The organism is Bradyrhizobium sp. AZCC 1719 (assembly GCF_036924525.1).
GTDB lineage: Bacteria > Pseudomonadota > Alphaproteobacteria > Rhizobiales > Xanthobacteraceae > Bradyrhizobium.
Map to the genome: position 1 here is coordinate 6,462,556 of NZ_JAZHRU010000001.1, position 26,394 is coordinate 6,488,949.

General features: G+C 61.3%; 29 protein-coding genes and 1 pseudogene. 16 read left to right on the forward strand and 14 right to left on the reverse strand.

Annotated elements, in window-relative coordinates:
- Window positions 1-20: 20 nt before the first annotated feature.
- The 4 genes from V1292_RS30505 to V1292_RS30520 all read right to left on the reverse strand — a co-directional run bounded on the left by V1292_RS30505 (window position 21) and on the right by V1292_RS30520 (window position 3,941).
- The gene (locus tag V1292_RS30505) at window positions 21-1,127 is read right to left on the reverse strand and encodes an S-(hydroxymethyl)glutathione dehydrogenase/class III alcohol dehydrogenase (RefSeq protein WP_334376249.1); all 1,107 of its coding nucleotides are present in this window, start codon (window positions 1,125-1,127) and stop codon (window positions 21-23) included.
- A gap of 73 nt (window positions 1,128-1,200) precedes the next feature.
- On the reverse strand, window positions 1,201-1,662 hold the full coding sequence (locus tag V1292_RS30510; protein ID WP_235782905.1) for a c-type cytochrome, methanol metabolism-related: 462 nt from the start codon (window positions 1,660-1,662) through the stop codon (window positions 1,201-1,203).
- 114 nt (window positions 1,663-1,776) lie between these two features.
- Window positions 1,777-3,579, reverse strand: coding sequence for a lanthanide-dependent methanol dehydrogenase XoxF5 (gene xoxF5 / locus V1292_RS30515; RefSeq protein ID WP_334376250.1), 1,803 nt, complete (start codon window positions 3,577-3,579; stop codon window positions 1,777-1,779).
- Window positions 3,580-3,701: 122 nt separating this feature from the next.
- Window positions 3,702-3,941 (reverse strand): hypothetical protein, encoded by a 240-nt coding sequence (locus V1292_RS30520; protein WP_334376251.1) that lies wholly within the window; start codon window positions 3,939-3,941, stop codon window positions 3,702-3,704.
- Between the two features lie 54 nt (window positions 3,942-3,995).
- Here V1292_RS30520 and V1292_RS30525 point away from each other — a divergent pair.
- Window positions 3,996-5,017: pseudogene (locus V1292_RS30525) on the forward strand (helix-turn-helix domain-containing protein).
- Between the two features lie 78 nt (window positions 5,018-5,095).
- Here V1292_RS30525 and V1292_RS30530 read toward each other — a convergent pair.
- Together V1292_RS30530 and V1292_RS30535 are read right to left on the reverse strand one after the other, a co-directional pair.
- Complete coding sequence (locus V1292_RS30530; protein ID WP_442895575.1) at window positions 5,096-7,549, reverse strand: TonB-dependent receptor; 2,454 nt, start codon at window positions 7,547-7,549, stop codon at window positions 5,096-5,098.
- Window positions 7,550-7,690: 141 nt separating this feature from the next.
- Window positions 7,691-9,040 (reverse strand): histidine kinase, encoded by a 1,350-nt coding sequence (locus V1292_RS30535; protein WP_334376253.1) that lies wholly within the window; start codon window positions 9,038-9,040, stop codon window positions 7,691-7,693.
- Between the two features lie 186 nt (window positions 9,041-9,226).
- On the opposite strand from V1292_RS30535, the gene V1292_RS30540 reads away from it, so the two are divergent.
- From V1292_RS30540 to V1292_RS30570, 7 genes are all read left to right on the forward strand, one after another.
- On the forward strand, window positions 9,227-9,883 hold the full coding sequence (locus tag V1292_RS30540; protein WP_334376254.1) for a response regulator transcription factor: 657 nt from the start codon (window positions 9,227-9,229) through the stop codon (window positions 9,881-9,883).
- A complete protein-coding gene (gene fghA, locus V1292_RS30545; protein ID WP_334376255.1) occupies window positions 9,880-10,725 on the forward strand; it encodes an S-formylglutathione hydrolase in 846 nt (281 codons plus the stop codon). The genes V1292_RS30540 and fghA overlap by 4 nt, the downstream gene beginning before the upstream one ends.
- Window positions 10,726-10,836: 111 nt before the next feature.
- Window positions 10,837-12,018 (forward strand): ABC transporter substrate-binding protein, encoded by a 1,182-nt coding sequence (locus tag V1292_RS30550; protein ID WP_334376256.1) that lies wholly within the window; start codon window positions 10,837-10,839, stop codon window positions 12,016-12,018.
- The gene (locus V1292_RS30555; RefSeq protein WP_334376257.1) at window positions 12,003-13,007 is read left to right on the forward strand and encodes a YVTN family beta-propeller repeat protein; all 1,005 of its coding nucleotides are present in this window, start codon (window positions 12,003-12,005) and stop codon (window positions 13,005-13,007) included. The genes V1292_RS30550 and V1292_RS30555 overlap by 16 nt, the downstream gene beginning before the upstream one ends.
- Window positions 13,008-13,075: 68 nt before the next feature.
- On the forward strand, window positions 13,076-13,825 hold the full coding sequence (locus V1292_RS30560) for an ABC transporter ATP-binding protein (RefSeq protein WP_334377213.1): 750 nt from the start codon (window positions 13,076-13,078) through the stop codon (window positions 13,823-13,825).
- A complete protein-coding gene (locus V1292_RS30565) occupies window positions 13,822-14,670 on the forward strand; it encodes an ABC transporter permease (RefSeq protein ID WP_334376258.1) in 849 nt (282 codons plus the stop codon). The genes V1292_RS30560 and V1292_RS30565 overlap by 4 nt, the downstream gene beginning before the upstream one ends.
- Window positions 14,667-15,278: a hypothetical protein gene (locus V1292_RS30570; protein ID WP_442895576.1), complete on the forward strand. Its 612-nt coding sequence runs from the start codon at window positions 14,667-14,669 to the stop codon at window positions 15,276-15,278. The genes V1292_RS30565 and V1292_RS30570 overlap by 4 nt, the downstream gene beginning before the upstream one ends.
- Before the next feature lie 3 nt (window positions 15,279-15,281).
- On the opposite strand, the gene V1292_RS30575 is transcribed toward V1292_RS30570, so the two are convergent.
- Both V1292_RS30575 and V1292_RS30580 read right to left on the reverse strand, forming a co-directional pair.
- The gene (locus V1292_RS30575; RefSeq protein ID WP_334376259.1) at window positions 15,282-15,857 is read right to left on the reverse strand and encodes a PQQ-dependent catabolism-associated CXXCW motif protein; all 576 of its coding nucleotides are present in this window, start codon (window positions 15,855-15,857) and stop codon (window positions 15,282-15,284) included.
- Window positions 15,854-16,738: a substrate-binding domain-containing protein gene (locus tag V1292_RS30580; protein WP_334376260.1), complete on the reverse strand. Its 885-nt coding sequence runs from the start codon at window positions 16,736-16,738 to the stop codon at window positions 15,854-15,856. Before V1292_RS30580 ends, V1292_RS30575 begins: the two co-directional genes overlap by 4 nt.
- A gap of 234 nt (window positions 16,739-16,972) precedes the next feature.
- Here V1292_RS30580 and V1292_RS30585 point away from each other — a divergent pair, with 234 nt between their 5' ends.
- The gene (locus V1292_RS30585; RefSeq protein WP_334376261.1) at window positions 16,973-17,899 is read left to right on the forward strand and encodes a quinoprotein relay system zinc metallohydrolase 2; all 927 of its coding nucleotides are present in this window, start codon (window positions 16,973-16,975) and stop codon (window positions 17,897-17,899) included.
- A gap of 56 nt (window positions 17,900-17,955) precedes the next feature.
- Window positions 17,956-18,774 carry a quinoprotein dehydrogenase-associated SoxYZ-like carrier gene (locus V1292_RS30590; protein ID WP_334377215.1) on the forward strand — a complete coding sequence of 273 codons (819 nt, stop codon included), beginning with the start codon at window positions 17,956-17,958 and terminating at the stop codon, window positions 18,772-18,774.
- A 242-nt stretch (window positions 18,775-19,016) separates the two neighbouring features.
- On the opposite strand, the gene V1292_RS30595 is transcribed toward V1292_RS30590, so the two are convergent.
- Window positions 19,017-19,376, reverse strand: a complete 360-nt coding sequence (locus tag V1292_RS30595; RefSeq protein WP_334376262.1) for a hypothetical protein — start codon at window positions 19,374-19,376, stop codon at window positions 19,017-19,019.
- Between the two features lie 86 nt (window positions 19,377-19,462).
- Between V1292_RS30595 and V1292_RS30600 the strand changes: the two genes are divergently transcribed.
- Genes V1292_RS30600 through V1292_RS30620 form a run of 5 tightly spaced genes read left to right on the forward strand, consistent with a single transcriptional unit; the run spans window position 19,463 to window position 23,116 of the window.
- The gene (locus tag V1292_RS30600; RefSeq protein ID WP_334376263.1) at window positions 19,463-20,437 is read left to right on the forward strand and encodes an ABC transporter substrate-binding protein; all 975 of its coding nucleotides are present in this window, start codon (window positions 19,463-19,465) and stop codon (window positions 20,435-20,437) included.
- A gap of 1 nt (window position 20,438) precedes the next feature.
- The gene (locus tag V1292_RS30605) at window positions 20,439-21,176 is read left to right on the forward strand and encodes an ABC transporter permease (protein ID WP_334376264.1); all 738 of its coding nucleotides are present in this window, start codon (window positions 20,439-20,441) and stop codon (window positions 21,174-21,176) included.
- Complete coding sequence (locus V1292_RS30610; protein WP_334376265.1) at window positions 21,166-21,894, forward strand: ABC transporter ATP-binding protein; 729 nt, start codon at window positions 21,166-21,168, stop codon at window positions 21,892-21,894. The genes V1292_RS30605 and V1292_RS30610 overlap by 11 nt, the downstream gene beginning before the upstream one ends.
- A 48-nt stretch (window positions 21,895-21,942) precedes the next feature.
- Window positions 21,943-22,737, forward strand: coding sequence for a pentapeptide repeat-containing protein (locus V1292_RS30615; protein ID WP_334376266.1), 795 nt, complete (start codon window positions 21,943-21,945; stop codon window positions 22,735-22,737).
- Between the two features lie 34 nt (window positions 22,738-22,771).
- Window positions 22,772-23,116 (forward strand): hypothetical protein, encoded by a 345-nt coding sequence (locus V1292_RS30620; RefSeq protein WP_334376267.1) that lies wholly within the window; start codon window positions 22,772-22,774, stop codon window positions 23,114-23,116.
- 18 nt (window positions 23,117-23,134) lie between these two features.
- Here the strand turns inward: V1292_RS30620 and V1292_RS30625 are convergent, their stop codons facing one another.
- The 4 genes from V1292_RS30625 to V1292_RS30640 form a co-directional block, all read right to left on the reverse strand.
- Window positions 23,135-23,371 carry a hypothetical protein gene (locus V1292_RS30625; RefSeq protein WP_334376268.1) on the reverse strand — a complete coding sequence of 79 codons (237 nt, stop codon included), beginning with the start codon at window positions 23,369-23,371 and terminating at the stop codon, window positions 23,135-23,137.
- A gap of 121 nt (window positions 23,372-23,492) precedes the next feature.
- The gene (locus tag V1292_RS30630; protein ID WP_334376269.1) at window positions 23,493-24,251 is read right to left on the reverse strand and encodes a hypothetical protein; all 759 of its coding nucleotides are present in this window, start codon (window positions 24,249-24,251) and stop codon (window positions 23,493-23,495) included.
- Between the two features lie 410 nt (window positions 24,252-24,661).
- Window positions 24,662-24,742 carry a pyrroloquinoline quinone precursor peptide PqqA gene (gene pqqA, locus V1292_RS30635; RefSeq protein ID WP_035728097.1) on the reverse strand — a complete coding sequence of 27 codons (81 nt, stop codon included), beginning with the start codon at window positions 24,740-24,742 and terminating at the stop codon, window positions 24,662-24,664.
- 291 nt (window positions 24,743-25,033) lie between these two features.
- A complete protein-coding gene (locus V1292_RS30640; protein ID WP_334376270.1) occupies window positions 25,034-25,360 on the reverse strand; it encodes a hypothetical protein in 327 nt (108 codons plus the stop codon).
- A 137-nt stretch (window positions 25,361-25,497) separates the two neighbouring features.
- Here V1292_RS30640 and V1292_RS30645 point away from each other — a divergent pair, with 137 nt between their 5' ends.
- Complete coding sequence (locus V1292_RS30645) at window positions 25,498-25,761, forward strand: hypothetical protein (RefSeq protein ID WP_334376271.1); 264 nt, start codon at window positions 25,498-25,500, stop codon at window positions 25,759-25,761.
- 21 nt (window positions 25,762-25,782) lie between these two features.
- On the opposite strand, the gene V1292_RS30650 is transcribed toward V1292_RS30645, so the two are convergent.
- On the reverse strand, window positions 25,783-26,394 hold the full coding sequence (locus tag V1292_RS30650) for a pyridoxamine 5'-phosphate oxidase family protein (protein ID WP_334376272.1): 612 nt from the start codon (window positions 26,392-26,394) through the stop codon (window positions 25,783-25,785).

Sequence of the window (26,394 nt, forward strand, 5' to 3'; positions counted from 1 at the left end):
TGTGTTTGAAGTTCCCCGACTCAGAACACGACAACCGAACGGATCGACTTGCCTTCGTGCATGAGGTCGAAACCCTTATTGATCTCCTCCAGCTTGAGGACGTGGGTGATCATCGGATCGATCTCGATCTTCCCGTTCATGTACCAGTCGACGATTTTCGGCACATCCGTACGGCCCCGCGCGCCGCCAAACGCCGTGCCCTTCCAGACGCGGCCGGTCACGAGTTGGAACGGCCGGGTGGCGATTTCCTTGCCGGACTCAGCGACCCCGATCACGACCGAGACGCCCCAGCCGCGATGGCACGCTTCGAGCGCCTGCCGCATCACGGTGGTGTTGCCGGTGCAGTCGAAGGTGTAGTCGGCGCCGCCGTCGGTGAGCCCGACCAGATGCTGAACGATGTCACTGACCTTGGTCGGATTGACGAAATGCGTCATGCCGAAGCGGCGGCCCCAATCCTCCTTGGAATCGTTGATGTCGACGCCGACGATCTTGTCGGCGCCCACCATCTTCGCGCCCTGGATGACGTTGAGCCCGATGCCGCCGAGACCGAAAACGACGACGTTGGCGCCCGGTGTCACCTTTGCGGTATTCACCACAGCGCCAACGCCCGTCGTCACCCCGCAACCGATGTAGCAGCTCTTGTCGAAGGGCGCGTCCTCGCGGATCTTTGCCACCGCGATTTCCGGCAGAACGGTAAAGTTCGAAAACGTCGAGCAGCCCATGTAGTGATAGATCGGCTTGCCCTGGTAGCTGAAGCGCGAGGTGCCGTCCGGCATCACGCCCTTCCCCTGCGTTGCGCGGATAGCCGTGCAAAGGTTGGTCTTGCCGCTCAGGCAGCTTTTGCACTGGCGACATTCCGGCGTGTAGAGCGGAATCACGTGATCGCCGGCCTTGAGCGACGTCACGCCCGCCCCGACTTCGCGGACGATGCCTGCGCCCTCATGACCGAGTATCGAAGGAAAGATTCCTTCGCTGTCGAATCCGTCGAGCGTGTAGGCGTCGGTGTGGCAGATTCCGGTCGCCTTTATCTCAACGAGGACTTCACCGGCCTTCGGGCCTTCCAGATCGACCTCGACGATTTCAAGAGGCTTCTTGGCCTCGAATGCGACAGCAGCGCGGGTCTTCATTGTAAACTCCACATTGGCTTTTCAAGTCGCCGCACGGATGTACCAGGACGCGCCCCTCGCATGTTCGGCATGATCATTTGGCTCCCATGCAGGACTTTTCCGTCTCGGTGTACGCGTCGGGCTTGTCTTCCTTCTTGGCAGGGCGGACGCGCCCGACAGCGTCATGGGCGCGGGCGCGCAGATACACATAAAGGTCGTCCATGTAGCAGGCGACATTGGGATTATCGCCGAGGGCTGGCATGACGGAGTTGCCGCTCTTGCGGCCGCTCGCGACGACTGAGACGAAGTCGCCATAGCTCATCGTCTTCAGCGAATCCTGTAACGCCGGCGCATAGGTCGATCCCATCCCATCAGGGCCATGGCAGACATGGCATTCGGAATGATAGCGACGGTATCCGGAGTAGGTGTACCAATCGACCGTGCCATCGGCCCCGACTTTGTAGGTCGGGTTTCCTTCCTTGTCGAAATATTTACCGTCCTCCGTCTTGACCGCGGCAGCATCATCCGCAGCGAAGGCAATCGTTCCCGGCGCCACCAGCGTGAGAGTGGCCGCAATCAACCAGATTTTACGCAAGTGTTCATCCTTGATATCAGATGCAGACCAACCGGCGCGGGGAACGAGCCACGCGCCGGACGTAGTGGTCCTGCTTTACTGCGGCAGCGCGAACACGGTGAGCGTGCCGCCCAGCGCGGTGTAGTTGCTCAGCGCGGCATAGCCACCGACGGCACCGAGGCCCGCAGTCGGATCGGTCAGACCCGCGGCAAGGCCGATACCCGCCCAGCCGCCGACGCCGGACAGCACGGCCACATACTGCCTGCCGCCCTGCTCATAGGTGTTGATGTTGCCGATGATGCCGGACGGGGTCTTGAACTTGTAGAGTTCCTTACCCGTCTTGGCGTCGACCGCCTTCAGGTGGCCTTCCAGCGTTCCGTAGAACACCACGCCGCCTGCCGTTGCGAGAGCGCCCGACCAGACCGAGAACTGCTCCTTGTTCGACCAGACGATCTTGCCGGTCTTGTTGTCCCAGGCGATGAAGTTGCCCATATGGCTTTCGCCTTGAGGCGGATACATCGAGAGCGTCGCGCCGACGTAGGGCTGACCCGCGGTGTAGCTCACCTTGAACGGCTCATAGTCCATGCAGACGTGGTTGGTCGGGACATAGAACAGTTGCGTATCAGGCGAATAGGCTGCCGGCTGTTGGTCCTTGGTGCCGAGCGCGGCCGGGCAGATACCTTTGGTGTTCTTGTCCTCGCCACCCTTCTCCGTCGAATACTGATCGACGACCTTGGGACGACCATAAGTCGGCGAGCTCTTGTTCATGTCGACGCCGGTGGTCCAGTTCACTTTGGGATCGTACTTCTCGGCGACCAGAAGTTCACCGGTGGCACGGTCCATCGTGTAGGCCAAACCGTTGCGGTCGAAATGGGTCAGCAGCTTACGCTCCTGGCCGTTGACGTTCTGGTCGCTGAGGATCATTTCGTTGACGCCGTCATAGTCCCATTCGTCATGGGGCGTCATCTGGTAGACCCAGCGCGCCACGCCGGTATCTGCATTGCGCGCGAAAACGGTCATCGACCACTTGTTGTCGCCCGGACGCTGCTTCGGGTTCCAGGTCGAGGGGTTGCCCGAACCGTAATAGACAAGGTTCAGACTGGGGTCATAGGACATCCAGCCCCATGTGCAGCCGCCACCGATCTTCCACTGATCGCCCTGCCAGGTCTTGATGCTCGAATCCTTTCCGACCGGCTTGCCGTGCTCGGTGGTCTTCTCATCGAACATGATCTGATCGTCCGGCCCCTCAGAGAAGGCGCGCCATACCTGCTTGCCGCTCTTGAGGTCATAGGCAGTAACGTGACACTGCACGCCAAACTCGCCACCGGAAATGCCGATCAGAACCTTGTCCTTGACGACCAGCGGCGAGGAGGTGCCGGTAGCGCCCTTACCCGGATCACCATTTTTGACGCTCCACGCGACCTGCCCGGTCTTGGCATCAAGCGCGACCAAGGTGGTGTCGGCTTGATGCAGGAAGATCTTGCCGTCGCCATAGGCTACGCCGCGATTCACCGTGTCGCAGCACATCACCGGAATGACGTTCGGATCCTGCTTCGGCTCGTACTTCCAGACGATTTTGTTGTCCTGCGAAAGGTCAAGCGCATAGACCTTGTTCGGGAACGGCGTATGGACGTACATCATGTTGCCGATGATGAGCGGGCCGCCTTCGTGGCCGCGCAGCACTCCGGTCGAGAAGGTCCAGGCGACCTGAAGCTTGCCGACGTTGGATGCGTTGATCTGGTTAAGCTTCGAGTAGCGTGTATTGGCGTAGTCGCCGGCCGGCTGCACCCAGTCCTTTGGGTTCTGCGACATCTTGATCAGTTCTTCGTTGGCGTATGCGACGCCGACAACGAATGTCGCCATAGCGCCAAGACAGGCTGCGGATAGCACCTTGCGCATAGTGGTTTCCTCCAAGATACGAGTTTTGGGTTTCCGCCGAAACGGCCCATTCTTCCATTATTGGTCCCTATTCCTATCCCGCCCGGAGATGGGAAACTTGCCCAAGAGCGAAGCGCGTTTGCTCAATAGCGAAACCCAACTGAATTTTTTAATTTCGCGCCGGCACGCTGTTTCGGCTCTGCCGTGATGCTGCGAAGCATCATTGCCGTGGGCGTGTTCCCACGGCCTTCCCTGCGCGACTCCCGGTCTAGGTTTCCCTTGACGCCGCCGAAACTAAGTTGGAGGATTGTCAAAGGGATATTGGGAAGAATCTGCGCGCTTTCCTGACGACTGCCTAAATTGGGGCCAAATGTCGCGACCATCTGACCGACGCCTCGGCGGAGGTTGCAGTCTGTTCTCAAATCGGTGGCTGGGCAATGCCTGATACAGTTCGTTCACTCAGCACTTCCGGGTTAGCGCCGAAGAAGCAGATCCAAACTTGGTCAGATGCACTGACCGATCTATGTGGCCAGTTTGATGTCGATCCGCTGGAAGGTTCCTCGCTGGAGGGGCGGATAAATTACACGACCGTTTCGCAGCTCAAACTCTGTCAGATCGAGGCGAGCCAGCATCGGATAAATTACACGACCGTTTCGCAGCTCAAACTCTGTCAGATCGAGGCGAGCCAGCATCGTATCGCGCACACGACACAAAGCTAAGCGAACATCCCTACGTCAAGATACTGTTCCAGACTTATGGCATCTCGCATTTCGAACAGAACGGCCGCCGCATCGATATCATGCCTGGCGATTGTCTTGCCTATGACGTCTCCTGTCCGCACACGATCGTCAGCCCCTCGCTGACGCGGCACGAGGTCGTGATCGTCCCGAAGGAGCTGCTTCACGAGCGAGGCTTCCGCACGGCGAAGATGTTGCCTTGCAAGCTCTCCGCGCGCAACGGCACCGGCCGCATCGCCTACGACTTCGTGCACACCGCCTTTGATGAAGCAAAGAGACTGTCGCCTCACAACGCCATCGGCGTCGCCGATTCGCTCATCGATCTCTTGCTGCTACCGCTGCGCGAAGCTGACACGATGTTCGATCGCGTCGGTCCCGAAGCGATGTACATTCGCGCGCAAGCCTTCATCCGCGAACATTTGCGCGACCCGGATCTTTGCATCGACCAGATATCCGCGGCATTGGGCTGCACCAAGCGCTATCTGCACATGCTGTTCAGCGACAAGGGCATGACCGTCAGCGATTACATCTGGCGGGCGAGACTGCTGCACTGCCGGCAGGAGCTGGAAACCCAGCACGGAAAGACGATCACGGATGTCGCATTTTCGTGGGGCTTTTCGAGTTCGTCGCACTTCAGCCGCGTGTTCCGGAAGCATTTTGGCTTCGTTCCGTCCGCGATCCACAAGGCGCACTGCGTCGATCCGTCGCCGGATGTTTCCTGACGAGAACATCCCGGTGGCGCGGCAAGCTGAATACCCTGCCGCACATCATCGCTGAGCCGCCTTTACGCCCCCCATTCTCTAGAAAGTTGCCTTCAGGCCAGCGTAAAAGGCGCGCGGCCGCGCCGGACTGACCGAGCGGGCGTCGGTAAATTCCAAGCCGCCGTTGGTGAAGTTGGGGATGTCATCTTTCTCGAAGAACGTCCCGTAGACCGCATAGCGGTTGTCGAAGACGTTGTCGACGCGGCCGTAGAGCTGGAACGTTTTGTTGATCTGATACGAGGCGTGCAGGTTGAAAACGGAATAGCCCGGCAGCCTCGGCGTCTGATTGGATTCGTCACCGACAAAATACTGACTGCCGACGAACAGCGCGTCGCCGCCGATCTTGAAGGCATCAGTTACCGAATAATCGATGCCAACCTTGAACCGGTTGCGGGGTATCGCCGGAATTCGATTGCCTGGCAGGACCTGGATTAGGTCGTCAACGGCGAGCGGGCTGTTGGAGGTGAGCGTCAGGGGGTCGAGGAAGCGCGCATCCACGAGGGCATAGCTGGCATAAAGTTGCAGCGTCTTCGACGTCAGATTGACCTGGGCCTCGATACCCTGGCGGCGCGTCCGGCCGACGTTCTGGAAATAACCAAATCCCTGCAACTCCGGGCTTGGGATCGCCAGGATGTCATCGGCATTGGTTGCGCGGAACGCGCCGACCTTCCACCCGAGCGTTCCGATATTCAGCTCCTGCGTTCCGCGGAAACCTGCCTCTATGGTGCGGGAGACGACCTGTTTCAGCGGCGGGTCCGCAATCAGGAATGCCGCAGCGATACAGGGGCGCAGAGGGTCGGCGCATGCGAGTTCCAGCGGCGTCGGTGCGCGATTAGCTTCGGAATATCCCGCATAGGCCGTCAAGCCCGGGGTGATCTTGTAGGTGCCGCCGATCATCGGATTGAAGCGACTGAATGTGTGATTGCCGTTGAGGTCGGTGCCAATCAGATCCTGAAGGACGATGTTTGCATAGTTGAACCGGCCGCCGCCCGAGATAGAGAACGCGTCCGTCACGTCGAATGTGTCGAGCGCATAGAGGCCGGTGTACCGGTTGGTGGCGCGGAGCGAGACCGGGCCGATGGATACAGGCTCGCCAGACCGCCCGAGAAATATGCCGCTGCCGCTGACGACGTAGTTTGAGTCGATCGTGCCCAGTTCCGCGCTGGCTCCGAAGCGGGTAACGCCGGAGTCGAAACTGGCGCCAACCATGAACTGGTTGTTATGTCCGAACAACTGGTCGGTGTTGGTTGCCTGCAGGGTCGCGCCAGTCGTCGTCGAACGGGTAGTCGTCCGGTCGATCTGCCCCAGCACCGCGGTGTCTGGGAACGGATTTACGATCGGCACTCCGTTGACGCCATTTGCAAACGAGGTGTCGTCGTTGAAGCAAAGCAAGGTGTCGTTGGGGTCCGCACATGGCTCCGTCTCGGTCGGGTTTCCGTCCACCGTCTTCTGCCGGAATGCCCGGACGCGCGCCGAGCCTTCGATCGTCCAGGTCGGCGTCACCTCGACCTTTCCGGTCAGATTGGCGTAGGCAACGCGGTTGTCGTGGGTCTGCGGCGTCGTATAAGTCGCCCCCCAATATTTCTGGAGCAGTTCGACCGGAACAGCCGCCGCCGCGCCGAAATTGTTCTTCGCGACGCCCACGTTGAGGTGAAATTCGCTGCTGTCGGTCCGGTAGCCGACGTCGCCGTAAAATCGGCGAATCGCCGACTCCGAAAAATTGCGATAGCCATTGTCACGCACGCCTTCGAGCGCGCCATAGACGGAAAAATTGTCGATCTGCTTGCCATACTGTGCCGAGCTCTGGATCCGTCCGAAAGATCCACCCATCGTATTGATTTCAGCGCCTTGATAGTTGAAACCATCCTTCATCAGTACGTTGACAGCTCCGCCAAGCGCGTTGAGGCCGAACGCGGGGTTGTTGGTTACGACGGTGACCGATCTGATTGCGGCGGTCGGGATCAAGTCCCAATGGACGGTGTCGCCGAACGCTTCGTTGATACGCATCCCGTTCTGGTAAACCGCCAGTCCCTGGGGAGTCCCTGAGACCGGAGATGCAACGAACCCTCGAAATTGTACGTCAGGCATGAAGGGATTTCCGGTCGTATCACTGAGGACGATACCCGGCACCTGTTGCTGCAATGCGTCCGCGATGTTCGGTGAGCCGGTGCGCGCGATTTGCCCCGCACCAACGGCATTGATCGCTGCCGGCACCTTATCGACATCCATTCCCGATCGCGCCGTCGGCGTAGGCGCGGTCGGGTAAACATAGACCCTGCGCACATTTCGGGTGGCTCGAGGTGCGGTACTGCCGCGGGCTGGTCTGGCCGCTGGTCTGGCTGATGTCGGCGGGGCGACTACCTCGATGGCGGGCAAGACCTCGCTCTCGCCAGATGCGGTTTGGGCCTCAGCACGGTCGATCCCGGGAACCAGGCATAGTGAGATTGTCCCGATCACCAGTACGCGTACGCCCATGTCCCCACCCCACTGCATTCCGGCACATTGGCGATGCCGGTTCGATGCGGACGATACTAGTGAGAAGACATCGACACGCGCTAGCCGCAAAAGGTCGGGCTTCCCAGATGTCCTCATTCCCGAAGAAACCGGGAAAAATTCCCGCCCATCTTCGCCGCCTCAGTGCGATCCGTGGGGAACGACCGCCTCTACCGTGAGGCCCCCGTTGCCGGAGACGACATTCAGCGTACCGCCCAGCGCCAGTATTCTCTCGCGCATGCCGATCAAGCCGAAACCGAGCTTGTGATCCGGCGCCAAACCGCGGCCGTTGTCGCTGACGCGCACCAAGGCGCAGGCGCGACTTCCATGCATTCCTGCAGCGTGTTCCACCGTGACGCTGACGGCGGTCGCCTCAGCGTGGCGGAAGGCGTTCGTCAGGGCTTCCTGGACGGTACGATAGATCGTTAAGTCCGCGACTTCTCCGGTCTCGCCCGGCGCGCATGCAATGTTCGCCTCAATGGCAACGTCGGGACGGGACTCACGCCACAAACGCAAGAGCACGCCGAGTGCCTCGCGAAGTCCAAGCTCTGCAAGTCCAACAGGCCGCAGCTTTTCCAGTATCCTGCGGTTGAATTGCTGGAGCGCGTTGATCTGCTCCATGATTGCGGTGCCATGCTTGCGCAACGCATCCGCGCTCGGCGCGCGCCCGTCTTCCGCTAGCCGCATCAGGGCGCCGGCGTGGGCACGCAGCGTAAAGAGATAGGGCCCAAACTCATCATGCAGCTCGCGCGCAATTTCCTTGCGTTCCATATCCTGCAGCGAGACCGTCCGCTCGGCGAGCCGCCGCTTGTCCTCGATGGCTTCGCCAAGGGCACCCGCGAGGTGATTCAGCTTGGCGCAGATTGCCGCCAGTTCGGGCGTGCCGCCGGGCTCGACGCGTGATCCATAGTGCCCGGCCTCGATGTTTGCCATGGTCTGCGAAAGCGCCTGCAGCGGCGTCAGCGCGCGGTCGACCACAACTATCGTAACCAGAAAGAGCGCGATGGCGAGCGCGGAACTAACTGCTAGCTGGGTAACGATTCCGTCCCAGATTTCGGCCATTTCGTCGTTCGGATGCGAGGTGATCAGGAGCGACTGCGGCTTTCCGTGGATCGTGATCGGTACGCTTACGGTCGTCGTTTCGGGATGCACGAGCGCGATAAACCATGCCGGCGGAGATCGTTCGTCGCCGCCATCGCCCGAGTGCTCGGCCACGGTTGCATCGCCCTGCCGCGTGATACTGACGTGACGGAGCCTGCTGAGGTCGTGGACGATCTGGTTCAGCCGCGCTTCCGGATCTGCCGCCTCATTCAGGCCGGGAACGATCGTCTCCACGAATTCGCGCGCCAGCCGGATGACGCTTTGATCTTCGGCCCGGACACGGGGCGCCGCTTCGACCACCAGCCGCGCGATATTGATGGCCAGGCCAAGCGTGAGCCCCAGCGCCAGCAGCAAATTGATCCGCCCGCGCAACGATAATTTCTGCCACATGACGTCTGCCCCAATCGCGTCGCAATCTGTTCCTCGTCGAGAGGACCGTTGACAGTCGAAAAACCGACGATCAGATTGAAGCGTACAGCAATCCTGTCGGCGTTGCATGATCGGCCTTGCGCCGAGGCCAGCGCAGCCTGACGCGATGCAGCAACGCGACCGAAGCAGATATCGGGGATCGATGCCATGCGAGTACTGATCGTCGACGATCACCCTATCGTTGCTTCGGGCTGCCGCACCGTATTTGCGGACGAACCGGAGGTCGTGCTGCTGGAGGCCGCCGACGCGGAGAGCGGCGAACGCGTATTCGTCGCCGAACGCCCCGACATCTGCGTGATCGATATCAACCTTCCGACCGTCTCGGGGTTTGAACTGGCGCGGCGCATTCTTGCGCGCACTGCGTCGGCACGAATCATCATGTTCAGCATGAACGACGATCCGGTCTTCGCCGCACGCGCCATCGAGATAGGCGCCAAGGGCTATGTCGCGAAGACGGGCGATCCGCAGGATCTGGTCGAGGCCATCCGTGAAGTCGGCAAGGGCGGAGTGTATCTGCCCTCCGCGATCGCGCGAAGCATCGCATTCGCCGGACCCGCTTTCGCTCGCAGCCCGCTTGCAAAACTGACCTCGCGGGAGATGGAGATCCTGCGCCTGCTCAGCGCGGGCAAGAGTCTTTCCGAGATCGCGTGGCTGGTTCATTCCTCGTACAAAACAGTTGCCAACACATCCTCGATCATGCGCCAAAAGCTCGGCGTGCGAACTTCCGCAGAACTGGTGCGGCTGGCAATCGAAAGTGGCATTGGCGTAAGCGTGCCGCACGGCGCCGGAGTAGCAAGGCTATGAGCATGCAGACAGTTTCACTGAACAAGGCATATGGCGGAACGCAAGGCGTCTACCGGCACGCCAGCCGCGAAACGCGAACCGACATGACCTTCTCGGTGTATGTGCCCCCGCACGCCGCCGGCACCAGGCTGCCGGTCGTCTGGTATCTCTCAGGCCTGACCTGCACCCACGCCAACGTGACGGAAAAGGGTGAATTCCGCAGCGCCTGCGCCGAACTCGGCCTGGTCTTCGTCGCGCCCGACACCAGTCCGCGTGGCGAAGGCGTGCCGGGCGATCCTGCCAATGCCTACGATTTCGGGCTTGGCGCCGGCTTCTATGTCGATGCGACGCAGGAGCCGTTCGCCCGCAATTACCGCATGTGGAGCTATATCACGGAGGAACTGGCCAAACTGGTCGCCGAAAACTTTCCTGTCGACGCAAGCCGGCAATCCATTCTTGGCCATTCCATGGGCGGCCACGGCGCACTGACGATCGCGCTGCGCCATCCCGGCCGCTACCGCGCTGCCAGTGCCTTTGCGCCGATTGTCGCTCCCTCGCAGGTGCCATGGGGCATCAAGGCGCTCGGCGGTTATCTCGGCAGCGACCGGCAAGCATGGCGCAAGCACGATGCGGTAGCCCTGATTGAGGACGGCGCCAGATTACCCGATCTGCTGGTCGACTATGGCGATGCCGACCAGTTTCTGACCGAACAGCTCCGCCCGGAGCTGCTGCAAGGCACCTGCGAGAGAGCCAAAATCCCCCTCACCTTGCGCCGACAGCCCGGCTACGACCACAGCTACTACTTCATCTCCTCGTTCATGGCCGATCATCTGCGTTGGCACGCTGCGCGCATGAAGGGCTGAAACGACACGAAGTCGGCGCAACAGAATTGAGTTGCAAGCCCATACAATTCGGTCATGGTTCAAACTAAAGGTCTTCCATACCAAGTCGAGAAGACCTGTCAGGGAGAAGCCATGATCCGATGCCTGGTCGCTGCGATCGGCTTGAGCATTGCAGCTACCTCCGTGCTCGCTGCCGCCCCTATCGAGATCGGCGTCGGCTATCTTGGCCGCGCCGGCATCAAGGCGAAATTGTCCCTCGTCGAACTGCCGGCGGAGAACGACGGGCTTGCCGGCGCACGCCTTGCCATCGAGGACAACAACACCACGGGCAAGTTCCTCAATCAGCGGTTCACGCTGGAAGAGGTCCGTCTCAAGGACGACGAGGACGTCGCGAAGGCGGCGGCGGCGCTTGCCGAGCGCACCGGCTTCATCATTGCCGACCTTCCGGCAGACGACCTGCTGAAGGCCGCCAACGCGCTTCGCGAACGTGGGACGTTGCTATTGAACGCCGGAGCGATCGACGATCGCCTGCGCGAGCAGGATTGCCGCGGCAACGTGATCCATGTCGCGCCCACTCGCTCGATGCTTGCGGATGCGCTCGCGCAATATCTGGTGTGGAAGCAATGGAAGCGCTGGTTGCTCGTGGTCGGCTCGCATGACCAGGACAAGCTCTACGCCGACGCACTGCGGCGCGCGGCCACGCGCTTTGGCGTCAAGATCGTTCAGGAGCGAACCTTTGAAGATACGGGCGGCGCGCGCCGCACAGACAGTGGCGTCACCCTGATCCAGCGGCAAATTCCGGTATTCACCCAGCAAGCACCGGCCTATGACGTCCTCGTGGCAGCCGACGAAAGCGAGGTGTTCGCGTCCTACCTGCCCTACCGCACCTGGGATCCGCGCCCGGTTGCCGGCTCGGCGGGTCTCGTTCCGACCAGTTGGCACGCCGCGCAGGATCAGTGGGGCGCGATCCAGATTCAGAACCGATTTGCCAAACTGAACTCGCGACACATGACCGCATTGGACATGCAGGCCTGGACGGCAGCACGCATGATCGGTGAAGCTGCGTCGCGCACGAAGTCCGGCGACCCAAAGGCGGTGTCGGATTTTCTTAGAGGGAAAGACTTTTCCGTTGCTGCGTTCAAAGGCCGGCGGTTGACGCTGCGGGACTGGAATTTGCAGCTTCGCCAGCCGATTCTGCTGGTCGATGGACGCATGGTGGTCTCGGTTTCGCCGCAGGAGGGTTTCCTGCATCAGGTGTCGGAGCTCGACACGCTTGGCGCCGATCGACCGGAAACCAAATGCAAGCTGAATTGAAGGAGGATGGATTGCATATGTGGCGTCATTGCCTGCTTTTCGGGGTGGCTGCATGGCTCGCGGCGGCGACGCCCGCATCGGCCTTCATCGCCTATGTGTCCAACGAGAAGAGCAACACCGTATCGGTGATCGATACGAACAGTTGGACCGTCATCAAGACCATCAAGGTCGGCCAGCGGCCACGCGGCATCGAGTTCACCAGGGACGGCAAGTTTGTGTTCGTCGCGGTCGGCGACGACGACAGCATTCAGGTCATCGACGTCGCGAAGCAGGAGGTCGTCGATTCCCTACCCTCCGGCCCGGATCCCGAGCTGTTCGCCTTGGATGCAGACGGCAAGATCCTTTACGTCGCTAACGAAAACGACAACACGGTAACCATCATCGACGTCGAGAAGCGCGCCCGTCTCGGCGAAATCCAGGTCGGCGTCGAGCCGGAAGGCATGGCCATCAGCCCGGACGGCAAAATCCTGATCAATACGTCCGAGACGACCAACATGGCGCATTTCATCGACACCACGACGCGCGAGATCGTCGCCAACGTTCTGGTCGATGCGCGCCCGCGCTTCGCCGAGTTCAAACGTGACAATTCCGAGGTGTGGGTATCGTCGGAGATTGGCGGCACCGTTTCGGTGATCGACCCGGCCAAGCGGGAGGTGACGAAAAAGATTTCGTTCGAAATTCCCGGCCTGCGAAGCGAAGCCATCCAGCCGGTCGGCATCGGCATGACCAAGGACGGCAAGACCGCTTTCGTCGCACTCGGCCCGGCCAATCGCGTAGCCGTCGTCGATGCCGTCAGCCACAAGGTCACCAAATATCTGCTGGTGGGCCAGCGTGTCTGGCACATGGCATTCACGCCCGACGAGAAATATCTGCTGACCACCAACGGCGTGTCGAACGACGTCTCGGTGATCGACGTCGCAGCCCAGAAGGTCATCAAGACGATCCAGGTCGGCGAACTGCCCTGGGGTATGACGATTGCACAACCATGACGGCCACTGACGCCTTTTCCGCCGGTCAGAGCACGCAAGATTTCCCTCCCCGGCCCGATGCCGTGGCGATGCCTGCGCTGTCGATCGAAGGCGTCAGCCATGCCTATGGCACCCGGCGCGCGCTGATCGAGATCGGCTTTTCCGTCGCCCCGGCAAGTTTCACCGCGTTGCTCGGCCTGAACGGCGCCGGCAAGAGCACCCTGTTCTCGCTGATCACACGGCTGTTCGGAATTCAGCACGGACGTATCGGGATCTTCGGCCATGACGTCGCGCAGGCACCCGGCGAAGCCTTGCGGCTGCTCGGCGTGGTGTTTCAGCCCCGCACGCTCGATCTCGATCTCTCGGTGACGCAAAATCTGCTTTATCACGCCGCCTTGCACGGCATCGGCAGGCGCGATGCCCGCGCGCGCAGCGGCGAGGTGCTGGCGCGCATCAGCCTTGCCGACCGCGCCGGCAGCAAGGTGCGCGATCTTTCCGGCGGCCAGATGCGACGATTGGAAATTGCGCGGGCGCTGCTGCATCGCCCGCGCCTGCTCCTGCTTGACGAGGCAACCGTCGGCCTCGACGTCAAAGCGCGCGCCGACATCCTCAACCACGTTCGGCAGCTCGTTGCCGAACAGGGAATAAGCGTGCTTTGGGCGACGCATCTGTTCGACGAGATCGGTTCGAACGACGATCTCGTCGTGCTGCATCAGGGCCGCGTATTGGCCAACGGCAAAGTGGCGCGGGTGATCGCCGATGCGGGCGGCAGCGATATCAACACTGCGTTCATGCGGCTGACCGGCTCCACCGCTCAGAGCGGGAGTTCCACGTCATGACATCGGCAGCCATGACGCCAATCCAGCGCGGCTTCTCGGCGGCCGAATATCTGATCTGCCTGAACGGCATCGTGTGGCGCGAGGCGCTTCGCTTCCTGCACCAGCGCGAACGCTTCATCTCCGCGCTCGTGCGCCCCCTGGTGTGGCTGTTCATCTTCGCCGCCGGCTTCCGTCAGGTGCTCGGCCTCTCCATCATCCCCCCATATGAGACCTACATTCTTTACGAGGTCTATATCGCGCCCGGGCTGATGGCGATGATTCAGCTCTTCAACGGCATGCAGTCCTCGCTTTCCATGGTCTACGACCGCGAAATGGGCAATATGCGGACCTTGCTGGTGAGCCCGCTGCCGCGATGGTTCCTATTGTCCTGCAAGCTTCTGGCGGGAACCGCGGTTTCGCTGCTTCAGGTCTATGCCTTCCTGCTGATCGCCTGGTTTTGGGATATCTCAGCACCCCCGACCGGCTATCTTACGGTGCTGCCTGCGCTGGTCCTCTCAGGCCTGATGCTCGGCGCATTGGGGATGCTGATCTCGTCCGGCATCAAGCAGCTCGAGAACTTTGCGGGCGTGATGAACTTTGTCATCTTTCCGATGTTCTTTGCTTCCTCGGCGCTTTATCCGCTATGGCGCATCCTGGAGAGCAGCCCGATGCTCTACTATGTCTGCTTGTTCAATCCGTTCACGCATGCGGTGGAGCTGATACGTTTTGCGCTGTATGGGCAAATGAACTGGATCGCGCTTGCGGTCGTCGGAGGCTGTACGATCGCCTTCATGATCGGCGCCATCCTCGCCTACGATCCATCGCGCGGCCTGATCCGCCGCGGGCCGGCCGGAGGCGAGACATGAGATACCGGACCGCGATCTCCGTACTCCTTGCCGTTGCGGCCATGAGCGGGTACGGCCATGCCGCCGATCCACGCTATCCGGACTGGCCGTGCACGCAGGCCAAGGTACCCGAGATCTCCGTCGCCGCGGTGTGGGCAGGCCCGCCACTCGACGACGTCTCCAGCAAGTGGAAGGACGATGCCAAGGTCAGCGCGCTGATTGCAAAACTCGCGGCAAGGCGGACCCCGCTCGAGGAGGCGCAAAAGGCAATCACGGAGTATCTGAACAGTGCAGCCGACAAGACCGCAAGCGGGAAACTGCTGTTTGCCGGCCTGTTTGAATCCCTCAATGCCCAACGCTCCCAGGTTATGAACGGCCTGGAGCGTGTCACCCGCAAGCAGCGCGAGGCAGCGGACAAAATCCGCACCGACACGCTGGCCTTGCAGGCGCTGCAGGGCGAAACGCCGCCCAACCAGGCGAAGATCGACGAACTCGGCAATCAGCTTGTCTGGCAGACGCGCATCTTCGAAGACCGGCGGAACGTCATCAAATTCGTCTGCGAGGTGCCGACGGCGATCGACCAGCGGCTGTTCGCTCTCGGACGGACGATTCAGCAGGAGATCGAATAGTCGCTAACGCGGCGATGCGATCTCCTCGCCTGTCCGCGGCTCAGGTTGCGACTCCACCAGCGCCAGACCGGCCCGTTCCCAGCCATCGGTTCCGTCAGGGTACCATGCCACGTTGGAATAGCCGTAAGTGAGGATGCGCTTGGCCGCGTTCCATGACATCCAGCAATCGGCAAGGCAGTAGACCACCACCAGCGCAGCATTGTTGCCTGCTGTCGCGCGGACAAGCCCGCGCTGCAGATAGTCTTCCGTTACAGCCGCGAGCTTGCCGTAGCCGGTGTCCGGCAGCCACACGCTACCGGGAATGTTGAGCCGCGGCTTGTCGCGCCAGATGGTGCCTTCTGGAAGATTTTGCGGCTTCGGCGCGCGAGGCATCACGTCGATGAATGCGCCGGCCTTGGCGCGCCAGATCGCCTCGGCCTCTGCGGTGGTCAGCACGCGTACACCGGCAAGGGTCGCGGGAACCGGCGTACGGTAGTCCTCCATGCGATACCCGTCGGGCTCGGGAGGCCTCTCCTGCGCGAGGGTCGAGACGATGAATGGGAATGCCGCAAGGATCAGGCCTGCGAGCGTTTCTCTCATGGCGTTTTGGTTGCCGTCTCCGCGCCGATCGGTCGGTCATTCTCGTCGAGCAAGGGAACGCCGAAGTCCAGCAGTATCTTGTTGACGGCCGGCTGGTTTTCCTGGATCAGGCGATTGAGCTGCCGCTTCCAGTTCTGGTCGGCCGCCCGCACTCCCATGCCGATACGGTACGCCAATCGAGGGCCTGTCTTTTCCTTCACGAGGGGCGTGACATGGAGCGGCGGGTCCGCCTTCTTCGCATAGAAGCCCGCCATCGGCCCCCAGAGAATGCCGGCGTCGATCTTACCGGACTTTAGGTCGGCTATCATGGCCTCCGCTGACGAATCCAAACGGGTATCGACCATCAACTGATACGGCTTGGCATTCGCCATCAGGCCGTTGACCGCCATATTCGTGGCAGGCGGCGTTCCGGCCACGATGCCGATATGCTTGCCCTTGAGACGCTCGTCTTCCAGCGTTGTCACTTCGTCGAGGCCGCCGCCCTTCTTAGCAACCAGCGCGTAGGCGGTGCGGTAATAGGGATTGGTGCCCTGGACCAGGTCATCTCCCTGGGGGAAGCCCATGATGACATCGCAACGATGGGCGCCAAGCGTCATCCGGACGAAGCCCGTCGCCTGCGGGAAGTACATGTAGTCCAGCTTCTTGTTCAGCTTCTCGGCGAACAGTTCGGCGAGCTTGTTCTCGAATCCCTCGCCCTTGTCGTTGGAAAACGGCAAATTGTGCGGGTCGGCGCAGACGCGCAGCACCTTGGGATCGACGAGCTCGATCGACAGATCGCCGCCCTCCTTGATCTGCGCGCACGCAACATCGCGCCCGAAAAACACCGCGAGCACCACCAAGGTTGAAATCGCCAGCCAGCGCTTGTGTCTGGCACATGTCATCGAAAGCTGCAGCACTTCCGGCTCGCTATTGTTGCCAACTCGCAAAAGATATCGGCCACCTCGACGAACGAAGTTCCGTTGAAGCCGCAGACAAGCAAAAATGCTATGCTTGTCAATTGGGGCGCGCAACAGGAATAATCCTGGCGAACTCGCCGCCCGTGCTGCGATGCAAACGCAGCCGCAATGAAACGTTGAATTGCCGGCTGCGCTTCGTGGAGAGACGAAGGCCGAATTATGGCTCATCCCGCATGGATCCTTGCCGCGCTCGCGATGATCGCGACGATCACAGCTTCTTTCGCGCAGCAACAGGAGCTGCCCGTCAACTCCATTGCGGACGGCGTATTCGTACACAACGGCCAAACCGCGCAGATGACGCGCGAGAACGCGGGCGCGATCGCCAATGTCGGGTTCATCGTTGGCCAGGATGCCGTCGCGGTGATCGATACCGGCGGCAGCCTTCGCGAGGGACGGCAATTGCTGGCGGCGATTCGCGCCCGGACCGACAAGCCGATACGCTACGTCATCAATACGCACGGCCACCCCGATCACATCTTCGGTAACGGCGCTTTCGTGCAGGACGGAACGACGTTTGTCGGCCACGCGAACCTGCCGCGCGCGCTGGCGGCGCGCGGTCAATTCTATCTCGACGCATTTCGCCGCACGATGGGCGATCAATTGATCGACGAAATACGCATCGTGCCGCCGACGCTGCTCGTCAGCGGCACGCTCCAGCTCGATCTCGGCGGACGAACTCTTGCCGTGCGGGCGTGGCCTGCCGCGCACAGCGATTGCGATCTCACGGTGATAGATGAAAGGACCGGCACCCTGTTCGCGGGCGACCTCGTGTTTCTCGCCCACACGCCCGTGCTGGACGGCAGCATCCGCGGCTGGCTGTCCGTCATCGGTGAGCTCGGCGCCTTGCCTGCGGAGCGTGTGGTTCCCGGTCACGGTCCCGTGAGCGGATGGCCGGCCGCCCTCGCCGACCAGCGTCGTTATCTCGAAACGCTGGCCTCCGATATACGCGGGCTCATCGCCCGCGGCGAACCGATAGGGGCAGCGGCGGGTACTGCAGCAAGCTCCGAGCGATCCCGGTGGGAATTGTTCGACGACTTCAACGCCCGCAACGCAACCGCAGCATTCTCGGAAATTGAATGGGAATAGCGCGCGCATTGCCCTATATTGCGCGCGTTGCTTCCATCGGCGTGAAGGTCGTGACCATGTCCGGATATCTGTTCCGCCTCTTCGGCGTCGTTGGCTTGCTACTCTGCGGCGCACCGATGGCGCTCGCGGCAGAGACAAGCGACCTCTGGCCCGGCCTGGTGCAGGACATCTTCAACAATCGTCCGATGAACGACGGAAGTGACGTGATCGGCATCGAAATGCCGTCGCGTGCCGAGGATGCCGCAATCGTCCCGGTCACCTTGCGAACGAAGCTCTCGCCCGGCGATAGCCGGCAGGTGCTGAGCATTACGCTGGTCATCGACCAAAATCCCGCGCCGATGGCGGCGAAGTTCCAGCTTGGACCGGACGCCAACGTCTCGGAAATCGCCACCCGCGTCCGCGTCAACAATTACACCGATGTCCATGCGGTGGCCGAACTCAGCGACGGCAAACTTTACATGACTAAAACCTATGTGAAGGCCTCCGGCGGTTGTTCGGCGCCTGCCGCCAAAAACGCCGACGAGGCCAAGGCCAGGCTGGGCCAGATGCGCTATCGGCAGTTCGCGAAGGCCGGCGAAAGCCCGGCCAGTGGCGCGCGCGAAGCCCAGATCATGATCGGCCATCCCAACAATTCCGGCTTGCAGATGGACCAGGTCACGCACCTGTATGTCCCGGCTTTCTTCGTCAATGAACTCCGGCTCTGGCAGGACGACAGCCTGGTGTTGACGATGGAAGGCGGCATTTCCATTTCAGAAGACCCCAATATCAGGTTCACCTACGTCTCCAATGGCGCGAAACGTTTCCGCGCCGAGGCAAAGGACACCGAGGGGCACGTCTTCCAGCGCGAATGGAAGGTGGATGATTCGGGGACCTGATTCGACTGTCAGGCGTCGGCCATTTCTCTCGTGCCCCGGACGCAGCGCAGCACCACAAGCGCGTTTACGCGCGTCTTCGACCCGCTATGGTGATGCGCTGCAGAGCCGGGGCCCATGTCAGCAGCGCGTACAATGTCGGCAATAGGTCCCGGCTCTGCGGAGCAGCGCTGTCGCGCTGCACCGCGTCCGGGACACGGATGCTACTCTGCCCCTGGACGCGCTTTCGAAACGGCGGTCCGCCTTCAGAAGCAGCGCACCTCCGCTTCGGCCTGCGCTCGCCTAAGATCGTTGAGCGCGCTCGCCGCTTGTTCGGAGGTACGGAACGGGCCGCCCAGATCGCTCCGGACCTGCGACATGCTGAGCACGGTTTCGGCCGTGACATAGCGCTCGTAGGGCAAGAGTGAAGCCACGACGTCGACCGAACAGGAACATTGCTCGATCGCCTGCCGCGTCTCGCCATTCGCCTTGAGGCACCCGAAAACATATTCGACGCGCGCCGACGTCGGATAATCATTGATGTCCTGGGCGTGCGCGACCACCGCAATCGTCATCAGCGCTGTCAACGTGGCGACAATACGTCGTACCCATCCGACAAGCGTCATAGTCTTCCTCCCGCTGTTAACCGTGGAAGCTATGCTATGACTGGCCTGCTGAAAAGCAGACGTTCAAGGATACGGCTCACGGCACCATGACGCATTTTGTTCGCACGCTGCTTGCTACGATTGTCTTGGTCTCGCTCGGCACGTGCTGCAGCGCCGAGGCTTTACGCGTTGCGGTGCAGAAGACCGGAACATTCGCCTGGGAACTTGCAGTGATCCGCGCGCACGGCCTCGACAAGCAGGCCAACCTTTCAGTCCAGGTTCTCGAGCTGGCGAGCCCCGAGGCGGGCAAGATTGCGCTTCGTGCCGGGAATGCCGACATTGTGGTCACCGACTGGCTTTGGGTGTCGCGCGAACGCGGGCTTGGCGCCAAACTGACATTCTATCCCTATTCGAGCGCGCTCGGCGCCGTGGTGGTCCCTGCCTCATCACCGATCCAGACCTTGGCCGATCTTAAGGGCCGCAAGCTTGCCGTCGCGGGCGGGCCGATCGACAAGAACTGGCTGCTGCTTTTGGCATGGTTGAAACAGGGCGGCATCGACCTGAAGTCGGACGCGACAATCGCTTACGGCGCGCCGCCGCTGCTGGCAGCCAAGACGCTCAGCGGCGAAATGGATGCGACCGTGAACTACTGGAATTTCTGTGCGGCACTGGAAGCAAAGGGCTTCCGCCGCATCGCCGGCATCGAGGACCTGCTGCCGAAACTAGGCGCCAAAGGCCGCACCGCGATGCTCGGCTACGTCTTCGACGAAACATGGGCGAACGCAAACCAAGATAAAATTGCCCGCTTCATCGCCATGACCCGGGCGGCGAAGGAGATTCTGTCGACCTCGGATGCCGAGTGGGAGAAAATTGCGCCACTGACAGGCGCTCCAGACGCCGCAACGTTGCGCGCCTATCGTGATCGCTATCGAGAGGGAATTCCGCGACGTCCGATCGCCGACGAAGAAGCCGACGCACGCATTCTCTACCGCGTGCTGGCTGAAATCGGCGGTCGCGAACTTGTCGGGCCAGCGCCTGAACTGGATGCCGGAACATTCTATCACGCGATCCCGGGAGATTGAGGTGGCACGCCTGCTGTCATTCGCCATGTTCGTCGCAATCTGGTGGATCGCCTCGCTGTTTGCCGGTGACGCGAAGCTGCCGCCTCCGCCCGCCGTTCTCACGGCCATGATCGCGGAAGCCAGGTCGGGCAACCTGTTCTTTCATCTTGGCGCGACATTGGCGCGCGTTACGCTCGCCTTCACGCTGGCGATGGCGCTGGGCGCGGCCATCGGATACCTGATGGGCCGGGTACGGCTTGCCGATCGGCTTGGCGACCCCTGGCTGATCCTGCTGCTCAATCTGCCGGCGCTCGTGGTCATCGTGCTCGCCTATATCTGGGCCGGATTGACTGAAGTCGCTGCAATTGCGGCAATCGCCATCAACAAGCTCCCGACCGCCGTCGTGACGCTACGTGAGGGCACGCGTGCCCTCGACGCGGCGCTCGACGAAATGGCGACGGTGTTCGCGTTGCCCCGCTGGAGCAGGTTTCGACACGTCATTTTGCCGCAACTGTCGCCCTACATCGCAGCCGCGGCACGGTCAGGACTTTCCCTGGTCTGGAAGATCGTACTTGTTGCGGAATTGCTTGGACGTCCGAACGGTGTTGGTTTCGAGATTGGCGTGGCGTTCCAGCTATTCGACATTCCTTTGTTGCTTGCCTACTCGCTGAGCTTCGCCGCGGTCGTGCTCCTCATTGAAACCTTGTTGGTGCAGCCATTTGAGGCCCGGTCATCCCGGTGGCGTCCCCGTGCGGCTTGAGGTCGAAATCGCCAGCAAGACGTTCAAGAGCGCGGCGGGCGAACAGCACGACGTGATCGCTGGCGTCGCCTTTGCGCTTAATGCAGGAGAGGTTGGTGTATTGGTCGGCCCATCCGGCTGCGGCAAGAGTACGATGCTTCGGATCCTCGCCGGCCTCGACCCCGACTTTCAAGGGCGCGTCTCGCGACCCGCCGGCGCGCGGATCGGCTTCGTATTCCAGGAGCCGCGGCTGTTGCCGTGGCGGTCGGTCGAGGAAAATGTGCGACTTGCCGCGCCTCTTGCCGATGAACCAAAGCTCTCAGCACTCTTCGAAATTCTGGAGCTGAAGGCACATCGCAACCATTTTCCCGGCGAGTTATCGCTCGGCCTCGCGCGGCGCGTTGCGCTTGCCCGCGCGTTCGCCGTCGAGCCGGAGTTGCTCATTCTCGACGAACCGCTCGCCTCGCTAGATGCCGCCCTTGCGAGCCGCCTGCGCGATGAGATCGCCATGTTGATGGACGGTCGCTCCGTGATAACGCTGCTGGTCACCCATGACGTAGACGATGCGGTTCGTCTCGGCGATCGCGTAATCCTGCTGTCGCCGCGCCCGGCCCGGGTTCTCGCGGACCTGCCTATCCGCACGCCGCGAAGCGCACGCGGAGAGGTCGAGATCGCGGCAATCAAATCGGAAATCATGCGGCGGATTGATGGCTGTCCCACCAAGCAGGATGGGTCATAGGCAGTACCTTAGGCCGGTGCTAGGATGCGTGATCGGTTGGGGTTGACGATGAAACGCTCGATCGGAACTGCAGCGCTCGGTCTTGCTCTTGTGGCGATGACGGCAACGGCCCAGGACATGATGCGTCATGTTGACCTGTCGTCGCCCGATATGGTCTCGGCCGAATTGACCCGCGGCGAGGTCGAGGCCGCGCTCGCCGCAGCGACCATCGCCGCGCCCGCCGATTTCACCGGGAAGAGATTATCCGGCCTCGACCTGTCGGGACTCAACCTGTCCGGCGCAACTTTCCGCGCGGCCCGGCTCAACAAGACAAAGCTCGCCGGGGCCAGACTCGACGGGGCAATCCTCGACCAGGCATGGCTAGTCGAAGCCGACCTGACCGGCGCAAGCCTCAGGAACGCAAATCTGTTCGCTTCGCAGATGGCTCGCGCCCGTCTCGACGGCGCCGATCTTTCGGGAGCACGCGTCGCTGCCGATCTCACCGGTGCGAGCCTCGTCGGCGCTTCGATCGCGGGCGCAAATCTCGGTGCCGACATGCGCAACCAATCGATGGGTTTGATGCGCGCGGTGCTGAAATCGGCCAATCTGGAACGTCTGAACGCGCGCGGCGCCGATCTGTCTCGCGTCGATCTCGAATTTGCGGTGCTGAAGAGCGGCGACCTCACCGGCGCCTCTCTCAAGAATGCCCAACTGGGCGGAGCCGACCTGACCGGCATCACCGTCGTCGATACCGATTTCGACGGTGCCGATCTCGATACGGCCCGGTTGATCGCCCCGATCGGTCTCGATCGGGCAAGAAACTTCGATAAAATCAAAAATCGAGACCGTCTGATCAGGCAATGACGGCTCCAGGCGCCCCACGACGAAAGGATGACCGATGCGATGGATACTGGCTTTGGCGGCACTGCTGTCAACGAGCGCCAACGAGGTGGCCGCGCAGGGAAAAGGCATCCGATTGTGGAATCTTACCACGGCGACCATTTCCGAGTTTCAGCTTTCCCCGCCCGGCAAGAACGATTGGGGTCCCAACCTCACCCTGAACGACAAGGACAAAGAAGTCGACCACGACGAACGCCTGCGCATCACAGGCGTGGAGCCGGGGCGTTATGATGCCAAGGTCGGCTATCGCGGCTCAAGGCACTGCTTCGTTCGCGACGTCGAAATCAAGGCTGACGCCGTGTTTTCGATCGCGGACAAAGATCTAAAGGACTGTAACAAATAGCCGCCGCTGGACGACCATTCAGCCTGTCGACCACACGGCGTCGCCGGATGCCTTTCGATTGGTGCCTGGATATTCGCAGCGCCATTTGACCGCGGTCCATTTCGGGTGTTCGCTAACCCACTGCGCGATGTAGGGCTGCGCGTTCATGGCACATTGCTGCAACGAAGCATTTGAAGAAAAGACCAAATGGGTTTCCTCGCAAGTGGTGGGCGAGAGAACCGCACAAACGGTCACGACCAAATCTATTGGGGTCATATCTGATATCCCTTGCATTGTTCCCGAACAGATTAACGCAAAGAGTTACGGCAATGGGCGGCCCGACGTTTCACTACCTCGTGAAAAAGTCGGAACTCGGGGCCGCGGGCAGCCTCCAGCCCTAAAAGTTGACGCCAAATACCAGTCGCGCCTGGTGACGTTCGAAATTGACGAGATCAAGGCCGGCCGTCGAGCCCGCCGGACGCCCCCACGCTTGCAAGCTCCAGCTTGCGGTCAGCCGCGAGCTTTTCGACAACTGGAAATATGCGGTCGGACCGACAAACAACGCTTGCCCTGTGAGTTTGTCCAGACTGATCCCCTCATATTTTCGCAGGTAACGCGCCTCTCCGCCTAGCAAGAAACCGGGATACAACTGCGCCATGACCCCAAGCGCCGTGCCGGCGGTGGACTCCCGCTCCATCGCGCCACTGCCGATCAATCGTGTCCACTCTGGTTCGTAGATCAGGTTGAACGCGGCGACGACGCGATTCGGTACGAGCTCGCGATCGAACGCCAGCCTGAATTCAGTCCCGAAACTCCGGACCGCTTCAGCGGTCGTCTCCTCGACACGATGCGCGTGCGCTTCCGTCGCGAACGTAACTCCGAATGGTGCCGTTTCCCGATCGAGAAAGCGGTAGCGCAGATCGATCGACCCGCCCTGCCATGACAGCCGGCGCTGGTCGTCAAGGCCTGGCCCGCCACTGATCAGATGCGACGCAAACGTGCTTCCCACCTCGATTCGAAAATTCCGGACCGGCACAAATTCCAGTTCAAACTCCTGGCCAACCGCCCGATAAGTACCCCCGTTCCTGCCGAAGCGCCCGGTCGTCTCGCTCTGAAACTCCCGTTCCCCGACATTGCCGACATTGGTGCCGATCATAAAGCCGAACAGATGCTCGGTATCGATGCCCTCGGCATAGCCACAAGCCGGCAGCAGCGCAGCAAAGGACACGACCGCCGCCTGGAAGGTCCTTGCACGCATAGACATTCGCATTCAGCGGGTCATGGGGTTGAACGGGTGATTCCCGGCGGTGCCGGCCGGGCATACCCTAGCATGATGCGGCGACCATCCGCGAGCCATGGGAAGACACGGAATGCAGGTGGAGCAGCGCAGAAACTGGACTGGATCGGCACCATCGACCGCCTACCGAAGATCCCGCTGGCTTTGGCAGGATCCGCGGGCTCACTCGTGGTGCAAGCAATGGAGGACTGACTTCGTGGCAATTGAACAGCCTGCCCGGCCCACAGCAACATGCTGTTGCCGGAGCCGGGCAGACCGCTTCGACGCGTCTATTTACGCGCCGCGCAGGCGTACATGTTGATTTCCATGCCCACCGACACTTCCACGATCTTCGGAGTTTTCCAACTCATCAGGGTCTCCCAAGCAGTGCTGGCACGACATTCGTGCCCGGACGAAAACTAGGGTCACCGTGAACAGAGCGCAAGTACGGAAGGTCGAAGGTCGCACTATGCGCACCATCTCCGAAGGAAGAAGTTCGCTCCTGGACAAACCTACTTCCCTCTTGGACAAACCTGCGGATGAGGGCGCCGCATCGACGCATGCACCGCGAGGGTTCGTCCAATCACAGTTCGAACGACCTTCTATTGTGCATCCGCGCTTGTCTGCCGAACCAGTATGGCGACCAGGATCGATACGTAGCTTCAGCAGTCCTTGTCTGCCTCTGTGACCTTGTCGCCCTTGGCGCCTTCAGCCTGCTGTGCCGCCGTCGGTTCGCCTTGCATCTGCCGCTGCGTATCTTGTGAAGATGCAGCAGTGTCTCCCGCCGCTCGATTCATCTTATCGGTCGGCGGATGTTGATCGGTGCTGCCAGCCATACCCGTTGTCTGGCTGTCGCCCATCTTGGCCGGTCCGGAGCCAGCATCCTTCAGGTTGGCCGCGCGTCCCGTCTCGCAAGGACCCGCAAGTGCTGCGCCGGTGCTCAAGACCAGGATCGAGCAACCAGCCAGAATGAGCCGTTTCATTTTCATCTGTCTCTCCTTCCTTTTCTTGTGAAGCGCGCGCAACACGATGAGAGGCAACCGACCCGCTGTCCGCAGGTTCCGGGTGGCTACGCGAATATCGACACGTTTAATCTGACGCGTGCGTTACTAGTGAGGACAATCCGATGGAACCGATTCACAGAGGGTTGATCAGTTTTCTTTTCGCGCTGTGCTTTGCATCGGCGGTGCTTGCGCAGGAAAGGCAGCCTGGCCAAACCGCACCGAATACGGAAACCGCCCTGCCCGCTGACGGGTCATCGCTGACCGGAAAAGAGCGCCTGGGAAAAAAGTGGATGGACGAGCAACGGATCGACAATTGCAACGTGCCCATCGACAAGCGCGGCAGCAAGCCGCGATCCATGACCTGCCCGCATGTTCCGGCAGGATGATCAGCGGCGACGATCAGCGCATCACCACATCGTCTGCCGCGCGCGCTCTGGCCATTCCCGATCGTATTTCTCGCCACCGACGGCGTTGTCGCTCATTCCGGCAAGGATCTGGCCGGGCGTCGGCAAGCTTCTCGGGTCGACGCGCTTGTCGGGATTCCAGAGATCGGAACGCACGATGGCGCGCGCGCACTGGAAGTAAACCTCCTCGACTGTCATGACGATGACGGTGCGCGGCGCCTTGCCTTCCATCTTGAACGACGCGAGCAGTTCCGGATCGGCGGAGACGTGGGCGCGACCGTTGATGCGCAGCGTGCTGCCGGATCCGGGGATGAGAAACAGGAGCGCCACCCGCGGATCGCGCACGATATTACGCAGCGAATCGCAACGGTTGTTGCCGCGGCGATCCGGCATCATCAGCGTTTTCTCATCGCGGATGCGAACGAAGCCCGGCAGGTCGCCGCGCGGCGAGCAGTCCAGCCCCTCGGGTCCGCAGGTCGCGAGCGCTGCGAACGGCGATTTGTCCATCAACGCCCGATAGGCTGGCGTGACGCGGTCGGCGACTTTGACCGTCGAGGCATCGTTGGGAAAGCCGTAGATGGCCTCGAGCTGCTCGATGGTAGCGATAACAGTCAC